The 22,469-nt window shown below is 67.1% G+C and carries 21 protein-coding genes; 11 read left to right on the forward strand and 10 right to left on the reverse strand.

The genetic code is table 11. The annotated features are described in order from the left end of the window. Positions 1–68 precede the first annotated feature (68 nt). From D7316_RS21205 to D7316_RS21225, 5 genes are read left to right on the forward strand one after another with little or no spacing between them, the layout of a single operon-like run. Entirely contained in the window at positions 69–383 is a 315-nt protein-coding gene (locus tag D7316_RS21205; protein WP_124710014.1) for a hypothetical protein, read from the forward strand. After that, positions 380–823, forward strand: a complete 444-nt coding sequence (locus D7316_RS21210; RefSeq protein ID WP_124710015.1) for a Zn-ribbon domain-containing OB-fold protein — start codon at positions 380–382, stop codon at positions 821–823. The genes D7316_RS21205 and D7316_RS21210 overlap by 4 nt, the downstream gene beginning before the upstream one ends. Further along, positions 820–2,004, forward strand: a complete 1,185-nt coding sequence (locus D7316_RS21215) for a thiolase C-terminal domain-containing protein (RefSeq protein WP_124710016.1) — start codon at positions 820–822, stop codon at positions 2,002–2,004. The genes D7316_RS21210 and D7316_RS21215 overlap by 4 nt, the downstream gene beginning before the upstream one ends. 34 nt (positions 2,005–2,038) lie before the next feature. Further along, on the forward strand, positions 2,039–3,478 hold the full coding sequence (locus D7316_RS21220; RefSeq protein WP_124710017.1) for an aldehyde dehydrogenase: 1,440 nt from the start codon (positions 2,039–2,041) through the stop codon (positions 3,476–3,478). Between the two features lie 29 nt (positions 3,479–3,507). Further along, entirely contained in the window at positions 3,508–5,919 is a 2,412-nt protein-coding gene (locus D7316_RS21225) for a CaiB/BaiF CoA transferase family protein (RefSeq protein WP_124710018.1), read from the forward strand. A 10-nt stretch (positions 5,920–5,929) separates the two neighbouring features. Here D7316_RS21225 and D7316_RS21230 read toward each other — a convergent pair whose 3' ends face one another. Continuing rightward, on the reverse strand, positions 5,930–6,784 hold the full coding sequence (locus D7316_RS21230) for an alpha/beta fold hydrolase (protein WP_124710019.1): 855 nt from the start codon (positions 6,782–6,784) through the stop codon (positions 5,930–5,932). An 87-nt stretch (positions 6,785–6,871) separates the two neighbouring features. Here D7316_RS21230 and D7316_RS21235 point away from each other — a divergent pair, with 87 nt between their 5' ends. Then, complete coding sequence (locus tag D7316_RS21235) at positions 6,872–8,320, forward strand: MFS transporter (RefSeq protein WP_124710020.1); 1,449 nt, start codon at positions 6,872–6,874, stop codon at positions 8,318–8,320. On the opposite strand, the gene D7316_RS21240 is transcribed toward D7316_RS21235, so the two are convergent. Next, positions 8,310–9,461, reverse strand: coding sequence for an acyl-CoA dehydrogenase family protein (locus D7316_RS21240; RefSeq protein WP_124710021.1), 1,152 nt, complete (start codon positions 9,459–9,461; stop codon positions 8,310–8,312). The two genes, D7316_RS21235 and D7316_RS21240, sit on opposite strands and share 11 nt — an antisense overlap. Before the next feature lie 115 nt (positions 9,462–9,576). Between D7316_RS21240 and D7316_RS21245 the strand changes: the two genes are divergently transcribed. Beyond that, complete coding sequence (locus tag D7316_RS21245) at positions 9,577–10,563, forward strand: GNAT family N-acetyltransferase (RefSeq protein WP_124710022.1); 987 nt, start codon at positions 9,577–9,579, stop codon at positions 10,561–10,563. A 16-nt stretch (positions 10,564–10,579) separates the two neighbouring features. On the opposite strand, the gene D7316_RS21250 is transcribed toward D7316_RS21245, so the two are convergent. Further along, positions 10,580–11,368: an SDR family NAD(P)-dependent oxidoreductase gene (locus tag D7316_RS21250; RefSeq protein WP_124710023.1), complete on the reverse strand. Its 789-nt coding sequence runs from the start codon at positions 11,366–11,368 to the stop codon at positions 10,580–10,582. Positions 11,369–11,492: 124 nt separating this feature from the next. Between D7316_RS21250 and D7316_RS21255 the strand changes: the two genes are divergently transcribed. Genes D7316_RS21255 through D7316_RS21265 form a run of 3 tightly spaced genes read left to right on the forward strand, consistent with a single transcriptional unit; the run spans position 11,493 to position 14,413 of the window. After that, on the forward strand, positions 11,493–12,458 hold the full coding sequence (locus tag D7316_RS21255; protein ID WP_124710024.1) for a PDR/VanB family oxidoreductase: 966 nt from the start codon (positions 11,493–11,495) through the stop codon (positions 12,456–12,458). A 26-nt stretch (positions 12,459–12,484) separates the two neighbouring features. After that, positions 12,485–13,285 (forward strand): crotonase/enoyl-CoA hydratase family protein, encoded by an 801-nt coding sequence (locus D7316_RS21260; protein WP_197718282.1) that lies wholly within the window; start codon positions 12,485–12,487, stop codon positions 13,283–13,285. Positions 13,286–13,345: 60 nt separating this feature from the next. Further along, entirely contained in the window at positions 13,346–14,413 is a 1,068-nt protein-coding gene (locus tag D7316_RS21265; protein ID WP_232017010.1) for an ecdysteroid 22-kinase family protein, read from the forward strand. Between the two features lie 123 nt (positions 14,414–14,536). On the opposite strand, the gene D7316_RS21270 is transcribed toward D7316_RS21265, so the two are convergent. Further along, the gene (locus tag D7316_RS21270; protein ID WP_124710026.1) at positions 14,537–15,034 is read right to left on the reverse strand and encodes a VOC family protein; all 498 of its coding nucleotides are present in this window, start codon (positions 15,032–15,034) and stop codon (positions 14,537–14,539) included. A 42-nt stretch (positions 15,035–15,076) separates the two neighbouring features. On the opposite strand from D7316_RS21270, the gene D7316_RS21275 reads away from it, so the two are divergent. After that, the gene (locus D7316_RS21275) at positions 15,077–16,039 is read left to right on the forward strand and encodes a Gfo/Idh/MocA family protein (protein ID WP_232017011.1); all 963 of its coding nucleotides are present in this window, start codon (positions 15,077–15,079) and stop codon (positions 16,037–16,039) included. On the opposite strand, the gene D7316_RS21280 is transcribed toward D7316_RS21275, so the two are convergent. From D7316_RS21280 to D7316_RS21305, 6 genes are all read right to left on the reverse strand, one after another. Continuing rightward, positions 16,024–16,683 carry a DUF3159 domain-containing protein gene (locus D7316_RS21280; protein ID WP_124710027.1) on the reverse strand — a complete coding sequence of 220 codons (660 nt, stop codon included), beginning with the start codon at positions 16,681–16,683 and terminating at the stop codon, positions 16,024–16,026. The genes D7316_RS21275 and D7316_RS21280 overlap by 16 nt on opposite strands. Then, positions 16,680–18,596, reverse strand: a complete 1,917-nt coding sequence (locus D7316_RS21285; protein WP_124710028.1) for a S9 family peptidase — start codon at positions 18,594–18,596, stop codon at positions 16,680–16,682. Before D7316_RS21285 ends, D7316_RS21280 begins: the two co-directional genes overlap by 4 nt. A 123-nt stretch (positions 18,597–18,719) precedes the next feature. Further along, positions 18,720–19,340 (reverse strand): response regulator transcription factor, encoded by a 621-nt coding sequence (locus D7316_RS21290; RefSeq protein WP_124711491.1) that lies wholly within the window; start codon positions 19,338–19,340, stop codon positions 18,720–18,722. Next, a complete protein-coding gene (locus D7316_RS21295; RefSeq protein ID WP_232017012.1) occupies positions 19,337–20,512 on the reverse strand; it encodes a sensor histidine kinase in 1,176 nt (391 codons plus the stop codon). The genes D7316_RS21290 and D7316_RS21295 overlap by 4 nt, the downstream gene beginning before the upstream one ends. Further along, positions 20,509–21,339: an ABC transporter permease gene (locus tag D7316_RS21300; protein WP_124710030.1), complete on the reverse strand. Its 831-nt coding sequence runs from the start codon at positions 21,337–21,339 to the stop codon at positions 20,509–20,511. The genes D7316_RS21295 and D7316_RS21300 overlap by 4 nt, the downstream gene beginning before the upstream one ends. Then, the gene (locus tag D7316_RS21305; protein ID WP_124710031.1) at positions 21,336–22,361 is read right to left on the reverse strand and encodes an ABC transporter ATP-binding protein; all 1,026 of its coding nucleotides are present in this window, start codon (positions 22,359–22,361) and stop codon (positions 21,336–21,338) included. Before D7316_RS21305 ends, D7316_RS21300 begins: the two co-directional genes overlap by 4 nt. Positions 22,362–22,469: the final 108 nt, after the last annotated feature.

Here is a 22,469-nt window from a genome sequence, read left to right on the forward strand (position 1 = left end):
AGGTTAATGGCGAGTCGGCGCACTGCGTCGCAGTGCGCCGACGGCGCCGGTGGATCAAGGAGAATCGAATGGCTGCAGAAGACTTCCGCACGCTGTATGAGCGTCACGTGGGGCATGTCGTGTCGGGGGACATGAAGGCGGCGATCGCCGACATGGTGCAGGAGAACATCCCCGCCGTGTTCGAAGGGGTCGCCGTGCCGCGCGGTGCGGTGAACGGGTTCGAGATCAAGGACGTACGGCTCGACGGGGAGCGACAGATCGGCGAGACGATCTATGACACCGGAGACGGCGTGATCGGGTTGCGATCGATCTGGGAACTCCGCGACGGAGAGTGGAAGGCCGCGGCGCTGGAGAACTTCCCCGTGCCCGGAGCGACGGCATGACCGCCGACACCGTCGTGCGCGACCTCCCGTGGGGGCCGGCCGCGGACGGGCTCGACCGAGAGTACTGGGACGGTCTCCTCGCTGGTGAGCTTCGCCTGCAGCGGTGCGGGAACTGCGCTCGATGGATCTGGGGTCCACAGTGGATCTGCGCCACCTGCCACACGTTCGATCCCGGATGGGAGGCGGTGGAAGCAGTGGGCACGGTCTACAGCTGGGCTCGCAGCCACACCCCGTTCATCGCCGAACTCGCCGATCGGCTGCCGTACGTGACCGTTCTCGTCGAACTGCCCGGAGCGGACAACCGGCGCGTGCTCGGCATTCTGACCGGCGACGACACCGATGTGCAGATCGGGGAGCAGGTCGTCGGACACATCGAACTCGACGAGGGCGCGACGTGGCCGCTGCTGCGGTGGCGTCGACGCGAAGGGACGCAGTCATGAGCGGAATCGCGTTGCGGGGGACCACCGCGGTCGTCGGTGTCTCCGAGCTGCACTACAAACGTGGCGAGGCGCCGCACGGCGAGCTGCGGATGACGCTGGAGGCAGTTGTCTCGGCCTGCACAGATGCCGGGATCTCGCCTCGCGAGCTCGACGGTTTCGTCTCCTATGCCGGCGGCGGTCACGACGGTGCCACCATCGGGGGCGCGCTCGGCGTCCACGACGTGCGGTGGTCGAACATGATGTGGGGCGGCGGCGGTGGCACCGTCGCGGCGGCGATCAACAACGCCGCGGTCGCGATCGCGGCCGGGCAAGCAGAGTGCGTCGTCGTGTACCGCTCGATGTCGCAGGACGACACCGGACGTCTCGGCTACGCCAAGTACTTCTACGGATCCCACTATCTCGCGCACGGCATCGGGTCACCCGCGCAGGTGTGTGCGCTGCGCACGCAGCGGCTGCTCGAGCACGACGGCGTGCCCCGAGAAGCCATGCGGGCGTTGGTGCTCGCCGCATACCGGCACGCACAGAACAATCCGACCGCCGCCGGGTACGGCAAGCCGCTCGACGAGGAGACCTACGATGCGTCGCGGATGATCGCGGAGCCGTTTCACCTGTTCGACTGCTCCAGGGAGAATGACGGCGCGGTGGCGCTGGTGCTGGTCTCTGCTGAGCGGGCCAAAACCCTGCGGTCCGACGCCGCGTATGTGCTTGCCGGCGCGCAAGGGGCGCCCGGTGGCTATTCGTCGATCATCGACAATGACGATCTCTACACCAGTGCGGGTTTCGCGGGTCGACCGGAACGGCCCGGGGTCGCCGATCGTCTCTGGGCCGCAGCCGGTCTCGGCCCCGACGACGTCGACGTCGTGCAGGTCTATGAGAACTTCAGCGGTCCGGCGGTCGCCGCCCTCATCGATCACGGGCTGGCGCCGACCGGCCCCGCAGCGGGCAGCGTACTCACCGTGGACAACTTGAGCGCGGGACTCGGCAAACTGCCCGTCAACACCAGCGGTGGCAACATCGCCGACTCGTTCGTCAACGGTGCGGGTCTGGCCGTCGAGGCCGTGCGGCAGATCCGTGGAACGTCCACGAATCCCGTTGAGGGAGCCAGGACATCGCTGTTCATCGGAGGACCGATGGCGCCACTGGTCAGCTCGACGCTCTTCGGACACCACGACACTCTCTGACCGCCACTCGCCCGACACGACGCGAAGGATCGACATGGACACAACCCTGGATCGGCGCAGCCTGTTCACCGACGGCCAGTGGGTCGACCCGACCGGCGCCGCCACCTACGACGTGATCGAGGCCGCGACCGAAAAGGTCCTCGGCACCGCCGCACTCGCGCAGCAGGCCGATGTCGACGCCGCCGTCTCGGCCGCACGCCGAGCGCTGCCGTCCTGGCGCGCGCTGTCCGTCGGCGAACGCGCCGATCATCTCGAGCGTTTCGCCGCGGCGTTGAAGGGTCGCGCCAAGGAGACCGCGGCTCTCACGAGTCGGGAGAACGGCATGCCGATCGCGTTGTCGGTCGGGGTGAACGGCTATGCGCCGGGGCTCATGCTGCGGTACTACGCCGATCTGATCCGCAAGCAGGAGGCGGACGACGTTCGTCCCAGCGCGCTCGGCGGCCGCACAGTGGTTCGACGTGAGGCGGTCGGTGTCGTCGCGGCCATCACCCCGTGGAACTATCCGCAGTCCCTCGCGGCGATGAAGATCGCGCCCGCTCTCGCCGCGGGCTGTACGGTCGTCCTCAAACCCGCCCCGGAAACCGCGCTCGACGCTTACGTCTTCGCCGACGCAGCCGTCGAGGCGGGCCTGCCGCCAGGCGTTCTGAACATCGTGCCCGCCGGTCGTGAGGTCAGCGCATACCTCGTCGAACATCCCGGGATCGACAAGGTCGCCTTCACCGGGTCGACGCCGGCGGGCCGGGCGATCGGGGAGGTCTGCGGGCGACTGCTACGTCCGGTCACCCTCGAACTCGGAGGCAAATCGGCCGCGATCGTCGCAGAGGACGCCGATCTGGATGTGTTCGCCGCCAATCTGCTCGGGGTGTCCCTGGTGAACAACGGCCAGACCTGCCATGCCAGCACGCGAATCCTGGCTCCCCGCAGTCGATACGGCGAGGTCGTCGACGTGGTCACCGACACCGTGCGCGCTCTGCGGATCGGTGATCCGCTGGACACGGCCACCCAGGTGGGTCCGCTCGTCAGCGGGGCCCAGCGGGATCGAGTGCTCGGCTACATCGAATCCGGTCGCGCCGAAGGTCATCGGATCACCACCGGTGGCGGCACTCCCGAGGACCAGGCCACCGGATGGTATGTGGCTCCGACCGTCTTCGAGGGTGTCGACAACGGAGCCCGGATCGCGCAGGAGGAGATCTTCGGTCCGGTGCTGACGATCACCCCGTACGCCGACGACGACGAGGCCGTCGCCATCGCCAATGACTCGGATTACGGGCTCGGCGGGACGGTGTGGACCACCGATGAGGTGCGCGGCCTGTCGATCGCTGATCGCATCCAGAGCGGAACCGTCGGCGTGAATCACTACGCACTCGATCTGGCCGCCCCGTTCGGTGGTGTCAAGGCATCCGGCCTCGGCCGCGAACTCGGCCCCGAGGGCCTGGCGCCCTACCAGGCCACCAAGTCCGTCTACTTCCGCTGAGACAGAACACGTTCGATCGGAGATCAGCGATGACCCTTCCACTTCGCGGTGTGCGCGTTCTCGACCTCACCGAGGGACTCGGTGAGTCCGCGGGCCGCTACCTGGCCGATCTCGGCGCCGAGGTGATCCGTATCGAGCCGTCGGTGGGCTCGCGCTCACGCGCGGCCGAGCCGGTGATCGACGGTGTGAGTGTTCCGTTCGCCCTGCGCAATGCCAACAAACTCAGCATCACGCTGGACCTCGACAACGAGGCCGGCCCGAGTCGGTTGCGCGAACTGGCGCAACGATCGGACATCCTGATCGAGTCGCAACGACCGGGTCTGCTCGCCGATCACGGTCTCGGGGCCGAGGACCTCCGGTCCCTGGTTCCCGGACTGGTGTGGGTATCGGTCAGCGGTTTCGGGCAGACCGGTCCCTACCGCGACTGGGTGGCGACCGAACCGGTGCTCTACGCGATGTCCGGGGTGCTGTCGCGGTCCGGTGCCCCCGGAGTCGAGCCCCTCCTCCCGCCGGCGGGTCTGGTGGAGGAATCCGTCGGCGCCCACATCGCATGGGCGGCACTCCTCGCCTATCACCGAAAAGTCGTGAGCGGGTACGGCGATACGGTGGATCTGTCGGCGTTCGAGGCGATCGTCCACGGCTTCGACCCGGGATTCGGGACGCAGGGTTCCGCGGCCGCAGGACGGTCGGAGGACTATCCGCGGGGTCGGCCGGATGCAGCGAACTTCTACCCCGTGTTCGCCTGCAAGGACGGTCACGTGCGGATCTGTCTGCTCGCCAAGCGGCAGTGGCGTGCGATGTTCGAGTGGCTCGGCTCGCCGGAGGCGTTCGCCGATCCGAGGTTCGACACCATCCCGGCCCGCTTCGCGGCCGCCGACACACTGCATCCCCTGATCGCCGAACTGTTCGCCACGCACACACAGGACGAGTTGGTCGCCGAAGGCGCACGCCGCGGGGTACCCGTCGGTGGTGTGCACACATTGACGGAGGTTCTCGCCACCGAGCACTTCGATGCCTCAGGATCGTTGATCGACACCGAGATCGCCCCGGGCATGCATGCCCGGGTTCCCTCCGGCTACATCAGCATCGGAGGCGAGCGTGCCGGCATACGAACGCGCGCACCGCAGCTCGGCGAGCAGGACGACATCGACATCGCGCCACGCGAACGCCCGGTCGTCGGTTCAGGCGACAGATCCGCGGCCCCGCTCGCCGGACTGCGGGTCCTCGATCTCGGCGTGATCGTGTTCGGCGCAGAACTGAGTCGACAGTTCGCGGATTACGGCGCCGACGTGATCAAGATCGAGAACGCTGATTTTCCGGACGGCCTCCGGCAGTCCAAGCGGGGGTCCGCACTGGCCGCCTCGGTCGCGTGGGGGCATCGCAACAAGCGCAGTCTCGGCGTCGACCTGCGTAGCCCCGAGGGTGCAGACCTGTTCCGTCGGCTGGTCGCCGGCGCAGACGTCGTCCTCGCCAACTTCAAGCCTGGAACACTTGCGTCGATGGGCTTCTCGTACGAGAGTCTTGCGAAGATCAATCCCCGCATCGTGGTGTCGGAGTCGAGCTCCTTTGGCAGCACGGGGCCGTGGCGCACCCGTCTCGGCTACGGTCCGCTGGTACGTGCGTCGTGCGGTGTGTCGGCGCTGTGGCGCTACCCCGACGACGCCGAGTTGCTCTGCGACGGGCAGACGGTCTATCCCGATCACATCGCCGCCCACGTCGCGGCGATCGCTGTGCTCGCCGCGCTGATCGACCGCCGGAACACCGGCCGTGGTACGAACCTCGAAGTCGCCCAAGCGGACACGGCACTGGTTCAACTCGGAGTCCAACTGGTCACCGAGGGACTGCGGCCGGGTACGGTCACCGCGCCGGGCAACAGCGACCCGTACGCTGCCCCGAGCGGAGTGTTCCCGTGCGCCGGCGACGACGAGTGGTGTGCCGTCACGGTCCGCGACGACGATGAGTGGAAAGCGTTGTGCGGCATCATCGACAGACCAGATCTTGCCGATGACGGCCGCCTCGCGACCAGGGAGCAGCGCCTCGAACACCGCGCCGAGGTGGACGCCGCGGTCGCGGCGTGGCTGAGCGCTCGTGATCCGCAGGATGCCGCCGCGACACTTCAGTCCGTGGGCGTGCCGGCCGGCGCGATGCTGCGGCTTCCGCAGTTGCTGACCGATCCGCAGCTCACCCATCGTGGTTCCTTCACGACGATCGGTCACGACCTGCTCTTCGCCGATCTGCCCGCATCCGCTCGCGTGGCCGTCTTCGACGACATCGCCGACCCGCCTGCCCGACAGGCGCCGCTCGCCGGGCAACACACACGGGAGATCGTTGCGGACCTACTCGGTCTGGGCGACAACGAGATCGATGATCTGGTGCGCTCGGGGGTACTGCAACCCGGTGCGGAAGATACGTCGTCGACCGAGGTCGCTGCGACCCGCTAGCTATCGGGAATCACACGTCGTCGAGGAACTCGATGAGTCCCTCGCTGAGGACATCGTTGTCGTCTCCGCTGACCATGTGCCCGGCACCGCTGACGTCGATCTGCCGCGCAGCGGGGATCAGCTCCAGCAGATCGCGTGCTCCCTCAGCGCTGACGACGTCGGACTGGGCACCGCGGATCAGGAGGGTCGGTACCGTGATCGACCGGGCGGCGTCGCGCGCCTGTTCCTCGCGGACGCCGGCGTTCTCCGGTCCGTTGGCGCGATCGGTGAGCACTCTCGGGTCCCAGTGCCAGTACCACCGGCCGTCGCGCAGTCGCAGGTTCTTCCGGAGGCCGTCCGGCCGTGGCGGGCGCCGGCGATGGGGGTTGTAGGCGGAGACCGCGGCTGCGGCGTCCTCCAGCGAATCGAAGCCGGCCAGTCCGTCGTGCATGAACGAGCTGATCTTCTCCAGCCCTTCGGGTTCCGCACGGGGGGTGATGTCGACGAGGACGAGCGCGCGGGCGAGTGTCGGGTCGGTGCCCTGCGCGATCAGCGAGGTCATCCCTCCGAGTGACGCGCCGACGAGTACCGGGCGGGAATCAAGTCCTGCCACAACGGCGGCCAGGTCGCGGGCGTGAGCCGAGATCGAGTAGTCGCCGTCGTCGGCCCAGTCGCTCTCGCCGTGGCCGCGGGCATCGATCGTGATCGCGGTCCAGCCATGATCGGCGAGTCGTCGGCCGGTGTGCTGCCAGGAGTGTCGCGTCTGACCGCCGCCGTGGAGAAGGAGCGCGATCCCCTTGCGCGGCGGGTCCACGGGATCCCACCGGTCAGCAGCCAAGGTGACCCCGTCACCGCGGAGCCGGACGGCTGTTGTGGTGTCTGGCATCTGCCTCTCCTGTCCTCGGCGACGGTCGTCGCCGGATTAAACTAATGATATAAGGTTTAAGGTGTGCGGCACGAGTGGGGTGGCGAAATGACGGGTGAGGGCAGCGCACGGTCGTCGCGCCGTGTGGTCGTGGCGCTGTGCTGCGCCGTCATGACCCTGTCGGTTCTGCAGGCCGCAGTCGTTCCGGTGATCCCGACGATGACCGATCAACTGTCGGTCGGGCCGACGGCGATCGGCTGGGTCCTCACCGCAAATCTCTTGTCGGCGGCGGTGTGTACGCCCGTGCTCGGCCGGATCGCCGACCGTCGCGGTGGGCGGCCGGTGTTGATCGGCACCCTGGTGGTGGTCGTCGTCGGTTCGGTGTTGTGCGTGGTGGCGCCGAGCCTGCCCGTCCTGATCGTCGGCCGGGTGCTGCAGGGTTCGGCGTTCGCCATCTTCCCGATCGGTGTGGCGGTCCTGCGGATGATCATGGACGAGCGTCGCCTCACCCACGCGATCGGGCTGATGTCGGGGATCATGGCCGGTGGTGCCGGGCTGGGCATGGTGGCGGCAGGCGTCCTGGTCGCCGGTGACGGGTCCTACCGCCGGGTCTTCTGGATGCTGCTGGCGCTCGCGATCACCTCTCTGGTCCTGGTCGGCGCAGCGGTTCCCCGGACCCCGACACCCGAGTCGACCGGTCGCGGGTTCGACGTCGTGGGAGCGGTTCTCCTGGCGATCGGATTGTGCGCGTTGCTGATCGCCCTGGCGGAAGGGCCCCGACGCGGTCCGATCCTGATGGTCCCGCTCGCTCTCGGAGGACTGGGCTGCCTCGTCCTCTGGTACGTCCACGAGCGGCGCACTCCGGATCCACTGGTGCCGCCCGGATCTCTTTCGGGCCGAGGCGTCACCCCTGCCCACATCGCCGCGGTGCTGGTCGGTGCGGCGATGTACGTCCAGTTCCTCGGGATCGCACAGTTCGTCCAAGCGGATCCCGAGGTGACCGGATACGGGTTCGGGGTCAGCGTCTTCGGGGCGAGTGTGGCGTTTCTGCTGCCCGGGTCCATCGCGGGGGTGATCGCGGCCGCACTGAGTGGGCGTCTGATCCATCGATTCCGTGCTTCCCGTGTTCTCGCCGCTGTGTGCGCCTGCGGCGTCGTCGCATTCGCGATGCTCGCCGTGGGGCGCGATCAGCCGTGGCAACTCATCGTCGCGGCAGTGGTGGTCAACATCTTCGTGAGCGGCGCGTACGCGACCCTGCCGTCGCTGCTCACCGATGCGGTCCCCGCATCCGAGACGGCAACCGTCAACGGTGTCAACGCGATTGCGCGGATCATCGGTAGCTCTATCGCGAGCGCTACGGTTGCGTCATTGTTCGCCACGATGACGGGAGTCGGCCACGAGCTCGCGTCTGCGGCGGCGTACACGGTGGTCTTCGTGATCGGCGGGCTGGCGGCCGGTGCGGCGGGCGTGATCGGGTTGTCGTCTCGACCACGCCCGCGCGGATCGGACACCCGCGACGCGCCGGTGGCCGCCGTTGTGGCGAGGCCTACTTCTTGATCAGATCCCGGTGGATGATCTCTTTCATGATCTCGTTGGTGCCACCGTAGATTCGTTGGATCCGAGAGTCGATGTAGGCCTTGGCCACCGGGTACTCCATCATGTAGCCGTATCCGCCGTGCAACTGCACACCGGCATCGACGACACGGCCCTGCAGCTCGGTCGCCCACAACTTGGCCTTGGCCGCATCGACTGCGGTGAGAGTTCCCTTGTTGTGTTCGCGGACGCAGCGGTCGAGGTATGCGCGGGAGACCTCGACGGAGGTCTGCAGGTCGGCGAGGGTGAAGCCGAGGCCCTGGAACTCGCCGATCCGCTTCCCGAACGCAGTGCGCTCCTTGACGTAGTCGAGCGTCCAGCCGAGCACTGCCTCCGCCGACATCTGCGCAGCGATCCCGATGCCGAGGCGTTCCAGCGGGAGGCTCTGCATGAGGTACGCGAAGCCCGCACCTTCCTCGCCGAGCAGATTCTCCATCGGGACACGGACGTCGTCGAACGAGAGTTCCGCGGTGTCCTGCGCATGCAGGCCGACCTTGTCGAGCTTGCGGCCCCGGGTGAAGCCGGGCATCCCGTCCTCGACGACGAACAAGCTGAAACCCCGGGAGCCGGCCTCGGTATCGGTCTTCGCGAAGACGATCACCAGATCGGCGAGGATGCCGCTGGTGATGAACGTCTTCGACCCGTTGATGACCCAATCGTCACCGGAACGTCGAGCCGTTGTGGTGACGGCGCGCAGGTCACTGCCCGCGCCCGGTTCCGACATCGCGATGGCGCCGATCGTCTCGCCGGTGACGAAACCGGGCACCCACCGTCGTTTCTGCTCGTCGTCGGCGTGCCGGAGAAGGTAGTTTAAGACGATGTCGTCGTTGGTGGAGAACCCGGACTGAAGTGCGGAGGCGCCGACTCTCGCGATCTCCGACTGGATGACGACCCGGAATCGGTAGTCGGTCTCGCCGGGGCCCCCGTACTCTGCGGGCGCCGCGAGCCCGAGAATTCCCTGGGCGCCGGCAGCGCGCCACGTCTCCCGGTCGATCAGGCGGTCGGCATCCCATTTCTCGAGGTTGGGTACGACGTTCTTGGTCACGAAACCGCGGACCGATTCTCCGAAGAGTTCGTGGTCGGCGTCGAAGAGATCACTCTGCATGTGGAGATCCTATACCTAACTGCTGTAGGTTTAAACCGTTCCGGTCCGTAGCCCCGCGCGGGGGTGTATACCGAAAAGCGATAGGTGTGTTCGCTGTGACAGGAGTGTTCGACCGATGATCTCGTACGAGTGGCGTCCGAAGCTGTCCGACGACGACCTCGATGCAGTCCTCGAACTCGTCGCCGCCGCGACCGACTACGACGAGGAAGCCGGCTTCGCCCATATCGACCCTGAGATCGTCCGGGCCGCCGACGACGGCAGCGGGACCGTCCGCCACCTGGCGATCAAGGCCCGCCGTGATCTGGGTCCGCAGGAGGACGGTCCGATGGTCGTCGTCGCCTACCTCCACCTGTTCGTCGACGACGAAGGACTCGGCACGGTGTCCTACGTGGTTCATCCCGACTACCGTTCCCGCGGCATCACCACGTTGCTCGTCGAAGAGATCGGACTGGACGTCGGCGGTGTGCGTGGCTGGGACGGCTCGGGTGCAACGGCGTTGCGGTGCTGGGCATACTCGACCCACCCGGCGTCGGAGCGCCTCACGAAACGCTTCGATGTCCCCGCGGTCAGTCGCCAGTGGACGGTGGTCCGGCATCTGACCGGACCGTTTGCCCTGCCGATCGACCGACCCGAGATCCCCGACGGCCTCGTCGTCGGAGAGCCCCGAGAGCTTGCCGGCGGGGACGCCGCGGTCGTCGACATCCTCGGTCGTGCGGCACTTCCCGACGCACAACGCGAACGGCTCGAGTCCGATGTCGGTCGGGGCGGGGGGCAGGTGATCGAGGCGCGTGACGACGCCGGTCGGATCGTCGGGTTCGTCTGGTATTCGACTGATCAGCGAATCCACCTGGAACTCCGTGCTGCGCCCGTCCATGCCGTCGTCCTCGACCCGGGCGCGCGTGGCCGCGGCCTCGGCGGCGTGTTGCTGGTGGCGGCCATGGAGCGGCAGAAAGATGCCGGTGTCCAGGTCTCGATGTTGCGGATCGATCCCGACGATGCCTCGGCCGTGCGGATGTGCCGGTTGCTGGGGTTCGAGCAGGAGGACGCGCACTCCTGCTATCAGGTCGGTGAGACCAGCAATCCGCCACCGGCTTTCTCGTGACCGTACGCGCGCCCGCTCAGTGACCCGACGTGCCGCCGTCCACGGCGAGGGTCGATCCGGTGATGTACGAGGCGCCCGGCCCCGCGAGAAAGACCACGGCGGCGTCGATCTCGCGCTGGGTGCCCATCCGGCCCATGGGGCAGCCGCGGAGGAACTCGCTGCGAGTCTGATCGGTCATCTGCGCGATCATGTCGGTCTCGACGAATCCGGGTGCGATCGAGTTGACCCGAATCCCTTTACGCCCCGACCATTGTTGTGACAGGTCCCGCGTCAGACCAATGACACCGGCCTTGCTCGAGGTGTATGCAGCCTGGGGCAGTGACGACGCGATCAGGCCGAGCATGCTGGCCACGTTCACGATGCTGGAGCCGGGCTCCATCACCCGCGCGCATGCCTGCGCCATCCAATAGCTCCCGAGCAGATTCACGTCGAGTACCGAGCGGAAGTCGTCGGGGCGTTCCCGTGTCGCGGGCGACGTATGCGTGACGCCGGCATTGTTGACCAGGATGTCGACCCGGCCGAACTCCTCCAACGTTCCGCGCACGCTTGCGTCGCACTGCTCGGGGTCGGTCACGTCTGTCGGCACGGGCAGGGCGCGACGGCCGAGTCGGCGGATGTCCTCCGCGACGGACGTCAGCGGATCGGGTCGTCGTCCGGTGATGACGACGTCGGCACCCGACTCGGCCAGCGCGACGGCGATCCCGGCGCCGAGTCCCGAGCCGGCACCTGTCACGATCGCGACCCGACCGTCGAGCCGGAAGAAATCCTGGATCGACGCGGACTGTGTCTGTGGGTGCGCGGTCATGATGATTCCTCCGTGTGCAGGCCATCCGGTGGATCGGGGTGGGGGTCGGATGGCGCGGTTGATCCAATTAATCTAATACCTTAAGATTAACGCGACCGTCCAGCACCACCGACAGAGAGCTGCCATGGCCCAGAACCCGGAGCATGTCCACCACAAGATGCAGGTGGTCACCAAGGAGTCGGTGGCCGACGGTGTGGTCTCTCTGAGCTTGGCCGACCCCGACGGCGGCACGGTGCCCGACTGGCAACCCGGATCGCACATCGACCTGGTCCTCGACGATGACACGATCCGCCAGTACTCCCTGTGCGGAGAGGTCTCCGACCGCTCCCGACTCCGGATCGCCATCCTGCGCGAGTCCGGCGGTCGAGGTGGATCCCGACGCGTACACGACGAGGTCGAGGTCGGCGACATCATCGACGTCAAGGGTCCGCGCAATCACTTTCCCCTCGTTGACAATTCCGCATATCTTTTCGTCGCCGGGGGTATCGGTATCACCCCTCTGATCCCGATGATCGCGCAGGCGGAGTCGTCGGGCGCCGAGTGGACTCTTCTGTTCGGCGGGCGAACCCGATCGGGGATGGCCTTCGCGCACGACCTGGCAGAGCGCCATCCGGACCAGGTTCTGGTGCGGCCGCAAGACGAGTTCGGACTGCTCGACCTCGCGGCCGCTCTGCAGACGGTGCAGCCAGGGACCGCGGTGTACTGCTGTGGTCCCGAGCCGTTGCTCGATGCCACGGAGTCCCTGTGTGCTACACGCGACGACATCGAATTGCATGTCGAACGATTCGCGCCGAAGGCGCGAGTCGACACCGACACGGCCGGAACGACATTCGAGGTGGTACTCGGCGAAGGTGGACGCGAGATCACCGTCGGGGAGGACGAATCCGTGCTGGACGCACTGCTGCGTGAGGGCGTCGACGCCGACTTCTCCTGCCGGGAGGGCACCTGCGGTACGTGCGAGACCGGGGTGTTGGAAGGCGTTCCGGATCACCGTGATTCGGTGTTGACCGACGAGGAACAGGCCGAGAACGACTGCATGATGGTCTGTGTCTCACGGAGTTGTTCCAAGCGACTGGTTCTCGACCTATGACAGAGCCGACGGCGATGAGGAGTCCGATGAACACCACCGATGCACACGAATCCGTTGTCCGATACGACGTGCGTGATCACGTCGCCATCGTCACGCTGAACCGGCCGGATGCTCTGAACGCCGTCAACTCGGCACTGTCGATCGCGGCGGGTGCTGCTCTGGAGCGTGCCGCCGACGACAAGGACGTCCGGGTGGTCGTCCTGACCGGTGCCGGCCGGGCATTCTGTGCGGGAGCGGATCTCAAGGAGATCGCGTCGGGTCGCCGGATCGACGACCCGGATCATCGCGAGTGGGATTTCGCAGGCATTGTGCGCCACTGGATCCCCAAGCCGATCATCGCCGCCGTCAACGGATTCGCCCTGGGAGGCGGCACCGAGATCGTCCTGGCTGCCGACCTCGCCGTCATTGACGAGGAGGCCTCGGTGGGTTTGCCCGAGGTTCGGCGAGGACTCATCGCCGCGGCCGGTGGACTTCTCAGGATCCACCGTCAGGTTCCACAGAAGATAGCCGCGGAGATCGCGCTCACCGGCCGACCGGTCTCTGCGCCGCGGGCTTACGAACTGGGCCTGGTCAATGCGGTCGCTCCCGCGGGGACCGCCCTCGATGTCGCGCTCGTACTCGCCGCTGTGATCGCCGCCAACGCACCGGTCGCCGTGGAGGAGAGCAAGCGCGTCATGCACGAGACGTCGAAGTCGCAGCGCGGCTGGGACGACGATTCGTGGGCGGTCAACCGAGCCGCGATTCGTAAGGTGTTCGCAAGTGAGGATGCCAAGGAAGGTCCGCGGGCGTTTGCCGAGAAGCGTGCTCCGAAGTGGTCGGGGACGTGAGTGAACGGCACTCAGAAGAGTGATTGACACCACATCTAGACACTATGTATGGTCGCGAGTATGACGAATGTTGAACCCGCCACGCTTGCCCTTCCATATACGATCGAGGAGCTCACGCCGGCCTGGGTGAGTGCCGCACTGAGCGGCAGCGGAGGTCGGGTTGTGGTTACCGACGTCGCGATATCACGAGTGATCTGGGGTTCGGCCACCAAGGCGTTCGCGACTCTGACCTTCGAAACCAATGAGCGGGGAATCCCATCTCAGGTTTGTATAAAGGGGGGCTTCGACGAACGCAGCCGGGCATTCGGACTGGGGCCTGCGTACGAACTCGAGGGCCACTTCTACCGCGATCTGGCTCCGGGCTTCGTCGCAGAGGTCCCGGCGAGTTTCTATTCTGAGACCGAGGACGACCAGGGCGTGATCATCATGGAGGATCTCACGACGCGCGGCGCGCAGTTCGGTCAGGCGACGGATCTGTGGTCGGTCGACGAGGTCGCGGCAACTCTCGAAGTTCAGGCCAAGTGGCATGCCGCACTCTGGGGTAGCACTCAAGGCGATCACTCGTGGCTGCCGATCGGTGCCAAAGCGGCCCGCGAGGCGTTCAAAGTCATGCTGAGCCCGGATCAGTTCTATCCATTGATCGGGCGTTCGGAGATTCCCGACCTCTCTGATGGCCTTCGCGACGACGCGCGTGTGCGAGCGGGATTCGCAAAGTTGTGGGAGCACGATGACGCCGCGACTCACACGATCAACCATGGGGATGCCCATTTTGCCCAGTTGTATCGCATTCCGGGAAGCGCGCCGGCATTCCTCGATTGGCAGACGGCGTGTCTGGCGCCGTGGGCGCATGATGTCTCGTATTTCCTCGGCTCCGCTCTGTCGATCGAGGATCGACGTGATCGCGAGCGAGAATTGTTGCGCCACTACGTATCTTCGCTGGCCGGTAATGGTGGTCCGCAGCTTGGTGACGACGATGCCTGGTACGAGTACCGCTTGCACACTTTGCACGGGTTCGCCTGGATGTGCGTACCGACGGTGATGCAGCCGTCGGACGTTGTCCAGGCGATGGCGCACAGGTACGGCGCGGCGTTGGAAGACCATGATCCGATCGGCATGCTGCTGGGCTGATGTGCGGTTTCGCGCCGGTGGCCCACGGACAGAGTGGTCGAGGAAGGGGAACGCACCGGCATCGGCGAGCCGACCGATCAATTGCTCGAACGACTTTCGAATCACCAGACACGTGCGCTCGGATTAGCTTTGGGACGATCGCGATTTGATCTGCTCGTACAACGCGCGCATGTCCGGCCCGATCTCGGCGAGTTCGATGCAGGGCACCCCTGCGTGCCGCGCGTCGAGGTAGGCGAATCGCATCGCGCCTCCCATGTCTCCTGATTGGACAACCGCGACACCGGTGCCTGCGGCGTCGGACACCGCGTCATCGAAGTCCTCGGGCTCGAAACAGATGTGGTGGAGGCCCGGACCGGAGGTACGAAGGAACTCGGTGTAGATACTCTCGCCGCGCGTCGGCTGGATCAACTCGAGCTGCATGTCGCCGATGTAGGACAGCGAGATGTGGGCTGCGAAGTCTGCAGGCTCGCCCCGATAGGTACAACCCGTACCGAACTCGATGTCGGCCATCCGGGTCCATGCACCCGCGCCGCACAACTGTGACAGAAAGTCCTCTGTTGCTTCGATGTCCTCGACGACCCACGCTGTCTGAGTGATCGGGCCCCATGTCGATGCGGTCATAGCTCACCGTACCGCCCACGTATGACCGATCGGGCGGGCAGAATGGCCACCATGATCCGGATCGCCACCATCGGTACCAGCACGATCACCCGCTCGTTCATCGATGCGGCCGCGTCCGTGCCGGAGGTGGCGGTGACCACCGTCTTCTCCCGCGATGCGCAACGCTCGGCGGAGTTCGCGAGCGAGACCGGGGTCGCCGGATCGAGTTCCGATCTGGATCAACTTCTTGCCTCATCGGACATCGATGCCGTCTATATCGCTTCCCCCAACGGGATTCACGGTGCACAGACGCTCGAGGTCATCGAGGCCGGGAAACATGTGCTGGTCGAGAAGCCGGCGGTGCCGACCGCCGCCGAGTTCGGTCGGCTCGTCGATGCGGCGTCCGGCGCCGGGGTGATCCTGCTCGAGGCCATGCGCAATTGCTATGACCCGGCCCTGTTCGAACTCGCCGAGCTGATCCCGGATCTCGGCGTCCTTCGCCGGGCGTCGCTGGCCTATTGTCAGCGGTCGGCCCGTTACGACAAGGTCCTCGCCGGCGAGCGTGTCAACATCTTCGACCCGGCGATGGCCGGCGGAGCGTTGCTGGATCTCGGTGTGTACCCTATCGCAGCGATGGTGAGACTGTTCGGTGATCCGTCGCGCGTGTTTGCCGCGTCGGTGTCGATCCCGGGTGGTGCGGACGGGGCCGGCGTGGCGCTGGCCGTCTACGACGGTTTCGTGGTGGATCTCTCGTACTCGAAGATCACCGCATCCGATCGGGTCAACGAGATCCAGGGGGAACTCGGCACCCTCACGTTCGACCACGTCGCCGAGCCGAGATCTGCGCGATTGTCGTTGCTGGACGGCACGGTCACCGACCACGTCTTCGACGGGCCACGGAACAACATGGTCCACGAGATCCGCCGGTTCGCGGATCTCGTGGACTCCTTGGGTGACGCCTCACCCGACCATGCGCGCACCCTTGCCACGATGCGGGTTGTCGAGTTGATTCAAGCGGTGGGCTGAGCCGTGTTCTCGCCGTCATCGGCCAGTCGGCGTGTGGAGCGGCGGAACGCCCAGACGACGACCACGAGAGCCAGTGCCAGCAACGGGAATCCCATGCCGATCCGCGACACCCCGAGCCAGCCGGTCGCGTCGGCGTCGTAGAGCTGGTCCTGCACGATGAACCGGGCGGTGAACAGCACGGTCAGTGTCAGCGTCGCGATGTCGTGGGCACGGAGCACCGGACGGTCCTGCCGCCACCGATACCTGTTGCCGTGCAGAGCGTTCCACAGCAGTCCGGTCAGGGGTCGTCGGGCGACTAGCGAGGCCCCGGTGATGACTGCTCCGGCGAGGCTCGCCCAGATGCCGATGAGGAAGTAGCCGTCGGCCGATCCGGTCGCGCCGGCCACGGCGCCCGCGGCGATCACTCCGAACACGCCACCGAGGGCGGTCATCACCGGCTCGCCACGGACGACCCGCAACACTGCGATCGCGATGGCGACGGCGATGGCCACGCCGATCGTGATCGGCAGCGGCGCAACACTGTTGGCGATGACGAAAACAACGACGGGGATTGCCGTGTAGATCATCCCGGAGGTTCCGCCGAGTTGGTCGAGGATCAGTTGGCCGGTGTCCGGCTCGTCGTCGCGTCGTCTCTGATCGATCATGCTGTCCGTCCTCCCAGATGGCGAGCGAGGAAGCGCTCGACGGTGCGGTAGAGGGTGATCTGGTTCTCGGGGTTGACGAATCCATGTCCCTCATCGTCGAAGACGAGGTAGTCGACGTCGATCCCGCGCTCCCGCAGGGCGGCGACGATGGTGTCGGATTCGGCCTGGACCACGCGGGCGTCGTTGGCGCCCTGGGCGATCATCAGGGGCCGGGTGATGTCGCCGACACGGCTGATCGGGGAGCGGGCACGCATATCCGCCGCCTGCTCCGCGACGTTCGGATCACCGACATAGCGGTACCAGTTGTTGATGATGCTCGGCCCGATGAACGCCGGTTGGGTCCGCATGAAGTTCTCGAGGTCGGAGATGCCGACGTAGTCGACGGCCGCAGCGAAGACGTCGGGGGTGAAGGCAGCCCCGACCAGTGTGGCGTAGCCGCCGTAGCTGCCGCCCATGATCGCGACCCGGTCGCGGTCGGCGTACCCCTGCCCGACCGCCCAGTCGACCGCGTCGAGCAGGTCGTCGTGCATCGCGGCGGCGAACTCGCCGACGGCCGCGTCGGTGTGCGCCTTGCCGTATCCGGTCGAGCCACGAAAATTGACCTGCAGTACCGCATATCCGCGGTTGGCGAGCATCTGGACCAGGGGCTGGTAACCCCACGAGTCGCGGTACCACGGGCCGCCGTGGACCAGCAGCACCATCGGGAGATCTCGTGGCTCCTCCCCGACGGGCAGTGTCAGATAGGAGGGCAGGGTGAGTCCGTCACGGGCGGTGACGGTCACCGCTGTCATCGGCGCCAGCTCCTCCGGGGCCAGATGCCCGAACGGCCGGAACAGTTCGCGACTCTCTCCGGTCGCATGGTCGTACAGCCACGTCACCCCGGGCTCACGATCGTGGGCGAAGCTGACGACCCAACGTGTTCCGCTCTCGTCGGAGGAGATCTCGCCGATGTCGCCGTCCGACAACGACTCCAACTGCTTCAGGACCGCGGCGAAGTGATCGTCGAGGGCGTGGATGACCTGCCGCTCACCGAGATAGCGTGCGCCGATCAGGCCGCCGGTGGCGCGGTCGTGGATCAGCGGTGACGACATCTGCGCCACCGCACGACGGTCGGCATCCAGCTCGAGGGTGGGATGGTGGTCGACCTCGGTCTCGGCGCCCGTCGTCAGGTCGGCGTGGACCACGCTGGTCAGGTCGCGGTCGCGCTTGGAGCCGATCCACACGCCGGTGCCGTCGGGGGTGATGGTCGCCAGGGAGACCCCCAGCGGATGATCGTCGCCGTCGAGCGTGATGACCGTGCGCAGGTCGCCCGTCGCCGGATCACGCCGCGAGAACTCATAGTCGCCGTCGGCGGTGATCGAGGAGCAGAACAATTCGCCGTCGCGGCCGGGAATCCAGGCCGACCCCACCCCGGGGCTTTCCGCGACCATCGTCAGTTCTCCTGAGGCGACGTCGATCTCGTACAGGTCGAACTGCGCACGGTCGCGGGCGTTCAACAGAATCGTCATGATGCCGGCCCGGCCCCTGGCCCGCTCGAGTCCGATGGCACGGGCACCCGGGTACGGGGTGAGGTCGACGGCGGCGGCGTCCGGATCGTCGAGATCGACACGGAAGACGTGCCAGTTCTCGTCGCCGCCGGAGTCCTGCAGGTAGAGCAACCAGCGCGGGTCGTCGGTCCACTGGTAGCTGAGCACGCTGCGCGTGTCGTCGGCGGTGACGCACCGGGCGTCGGCGATGACTCCGTTCTCGTCGGGGTCGAGGTCCTCGATCCACACATTGAGCCGATTACGCCACGGGGCGAGGAAGGCGATCCGCGTGCCGTCCGGGGAGATGGTCGCGCCGGTGCGGCGCGGCGGTGCGAAGAAGTCGTCGATGGTGATCAGCCGGGGCAAGGTGTTCGTGTGCTGTTCCATGCATTCGACACTGCCCGGACCGCGCCGCGGCCAGTAGTACGCGCAGTCATCGATCGTCGGTGACTTTCCGGGCCGGCCCGCGATGACAAATGTCAGAAGCCGAGCTCAGCGGCTCGGAACCGTTCAGATCCAGCCCAACTCGCGCGCCTTGCGTGCCGCCTCATAACGGTTGGACGCGTTCAGCTTCGCCATCGCCGACGACAGGTAATTGCGGGTCGTGCCCGGCGACAGGTGTGCGCGGGTCGCGATCTCGTCGACGGCGGCGCCGTCGAGGGCGTACTCCAGGACATCGGCCTCGCGCGCGGTCAGCACCGTCTCGCCCGCACTGATGGCCTCCGCCGCGAGTTCGGGGTCGACGTACCGGCTTCCACCGTGCACCGTCGAGATGACCTCGGCGAGAGTGGCTGCCGAGGCGGTCTTGGGCAGGAAGCCGCGAACGCCGGCGGCCAGGGCCCGTTTGAGGTACCCGGGGCGGCCGTGACTCGTCACGATCACGATCCCGGCGTCGGGGGTGATCTCGAGTAGCCTTGTGGCCGTGTCGATTCCGTCGATTCCGGGCATCTGCAAGTCGATCAGGGCGACTGCGGGCCCTTCGCCTGCATCGGCGCGGACACGCCACAGGTCGACGAGTTCTTCCCCCGAACCGACGTGGGCGACGACCTCGATTGATTCCTCGAGGTCCAGCATCGTCGCCATCGCCGCCCGGATGAGGGTTTCGTCGTCGGCGAGCAGCACCGGGATCATGCGTTCTCCCACTTCACCTCGAGCACGAATTCGTCGGCGGTGCAGGAGCGCTCGAGGCGTGCACCCACTTCGGCGAGCCGCTCGGCCAGACCCCGGAGGCCGGATCGTTCGTCAGCCACCGTATCCCGACTGTCAGCCGTCATCGACGATACCCCGTTGTTCCTCAACGTCATTCCGGACGAGCCCATGGTGAAGGTGGCCGACGTCGCCGACGAGTGTTTCACGATGTTCGTCGTCGCCTCACGCACCACCCAGGCGGCGACCTCGTGGAACTCGGCCGGCACCGCCGACGGATCGCCCTCGATACGGAGCTCGCATCCGGCGGCCGACAGCAGGGAGCGTGCACCGGCGACCTCGCCGTCGAGATTGATGTCGCGGTAGCCGTGGACCAGGGCACGCATCTGCTCCATCGATTCGACGGCCAGTGTCTTGATCTCCTCGACCTCGGTGCCCGCGCGGTCGGCGGCGCCGGCCCGCAGGAGTGTCGACGCCAGTTCGCTTTTCACCGCGATCGCGGAGAACCCCCGACCGACGACGTCGTGCAGGTCACGGGAGAACCGCAGACGTTCCTCGGCCACCTGCAGTTTCGCCTCGACGACCCGTGCGCGCTCGAGGTCGTCGACGACGATGAGTGCCCAGCGGGTCAAGAGGGTGGTGCCGACGAGGAAGACGGCCACGGCGAAGGTGATCCCGGCGACCTGCAACATTCCACGAGGACCCGCGGCGAAGGCCGCCCCGGTCGCCACGCTGATGGCGAGAGCGATCCACCAGCGGTGGCGGACGAACGGGACGATCGACAGGGCGGCGAGCATCGCGACGTAGATTCCCGCACTGCGGGCGGCGTCGACGTCGGCGGCCGCCGACATCACCCGGGCAGCGATCGCGTACGCCACCCAGACCGCCACCAGCACCGCAGCGGCTGTGGGCAGCATCCATCGTCGCGGTCGGCCGCGGCCGAGGGTGGTGAACTCCGGCTGGGCCTCGACGGCGAGCAGGGCGGCGGCCCCGGCGATCAGCACGCCGGGCGCCGCCCACGGCCGGGCGGTGGTGACGGCCAGGATGACGGCGACGCCGAGGATGGCGGACTGCAGTGTGAGACGGGTGTAGAGGCGGAACCGTTCGGGTCCGGACAGCCCATGCCACCAGCCCGTCACCGCCGTCACCGCCGTCACCCGCGATCGTCCCACCGGAAGCTCGTCGAGGTGAGGGCGAAAGCCAGAACCGACCATAGGACCAGTGTGGCAACCGGCTGCGCGATCTCGCCGAAGGTGCCCGCGAAGTCGAGGGCCGCGTCGGTCGACGACGCCATCACCGCCTTGCCGGTGGTCCCCAACGAGATGAGGTCGGACACGGCGGCGAACGGTGTCCACCCGGCGACGGTGGCGAGGCCGTCGGGGAGGATCGAGCGGATCGATCCGAGCCCGATGGTGGCGAGCACCATCACCGGCAGCGACGTGATCTGGGCCGCCTCGGCGTTCTTCGTGACGGCGCTGGTCGCCAGGGCGAGCACCGAGAACAGGATGACTCCGGCGATCAGGCCGATGGCGATCAGGATCGGGTTGACCGGTGCCGGCGCGCCGAATCCGTAGACGACTCCGGCGACGATCGTCGCACCGGCCGCGGTCAACAGGACGCCCGGCGCGGCCGGCGCCGTGAGGATCTGCCAATCGGCCGCCTCACCGGTACGCAGGCGTTTGAGCACACCTTCGCCGCGGCGCGTCGTGACCATCGACAGCACGGAGTAGTACTGCACGAACAACAAGGCGGCGTAGGCGAACAACTCGAGCGTGGTGGCCGCGAGAGCGGTGGTGACGTCCGCGTCGCGGCGCGCGATGAAGAACGTCGCCAGGGGAATCCCGATGGGGAACACGGTGCCCATCGTCACGAGTGTCTTGTTGCGGCAGAACTGGCGGAACTCCGCGGTCGCGAGTGCGGTGAGCGGCCGACGGCGAGGGGTGTCGACGGTGGTGGGGAGGGTGCCGGGGCTGGTGGTGGTCATCGATGTGCTCCGATCGGGGTCGCATGTGTGGTCGGCGTCGTGGCCGGGCTGTCGGTGTGACCGGCGGAGTTCGCGTCCCCGGCGATGTCGAGGAACACAGATTCGAGTGATGCCGCCCGCGCTTCGAGGCCCTGCAGGGCGACACGGTGCTCGCGGGCCCACGTGAGGAGCGTGTCGAGGTGGGCCTGCAGGTGCTGGGTGGCGATTGTGACCCGCGCACCGGAGTCGACGACCGCGTCGGGGAACTCGGGCAACACCAGGCCGGGATGATCGAACGCGATCCTGGCCGGGTGGCCGTCGACGATCTCGCGGAGCGTCCCACGGCGGGAGATGGCGCCACGATGCATGATCGCGATGCGGTCGGCGAGCGCCTCGGCCTCGTCGAGATAGTGGGTCGTCAACACCATCGTGACGCCGTCGGCCTTGAGGTCGGACAACAGCTTCCACGTCTGGCGCCTGCTCTCCGGGTCGAGGCCGGTGGTCGGTTCGTCGAGGAAGAGCAGTCGGGGCTGCCCGAGCAGTGCGCAGGCGAGGTCGACGCGACGCTTCTCGCCACCGGACAGTGAACCCACCCGCACATCCGCGCGATCGGACAGATCCACTTTGGCCAGCACGTCGGCGACCGTCGTCGGGCGTGAGCACGTACCGCGCCACATCTGCAGGGTCTCGGCGACGGTCAGCTCGGCCGGCAGGCCACCGGACTGCAGCATGATGCCGACCTGCGGTCGCACGAGGGCACGGTCGCGGAGGGGATCGAGGCCGAACACCTCGACGTCGCCCGCGGTCGGTGCGGTCAGGCCCTCGAGCAGGTCGAAGGTCGACGTCTTGCCGGCGCCGTTGGTGCCGAGGAGCGCGAACACCTCTCCCTCGCGGACGTCGACGTCGATGCCGCGCACCGCCTCGAACGCCGAGGCGCCCCTGCCGTAGGTGCGCCGGAGTCCTCTCGCGGAGATCACCGTCGACCGCTGTGTCGTGTGGGTTCCGAGGTCGACCTCGAACCTGGTGGCATGTCTGTTTCGCATGCACCGAGCATCGTCGGGCGGCATCGTAGGAGGGAGTGGGCGCAATCATCGATTCGTGCTGACAAATGTCATCGCAGAGACGGGGCGGGACCAAATCGGGCGACCCCG

Origin of the sequence: Gordonia insulae (assembly GCF_003855095.1) — a bacterium.
Lineage (GTDB): Bacteria > Actinomycetota > Actinomycetes > Mycobacteriales > Mycobacteriaceae > Gordonia > Gordonia insulae.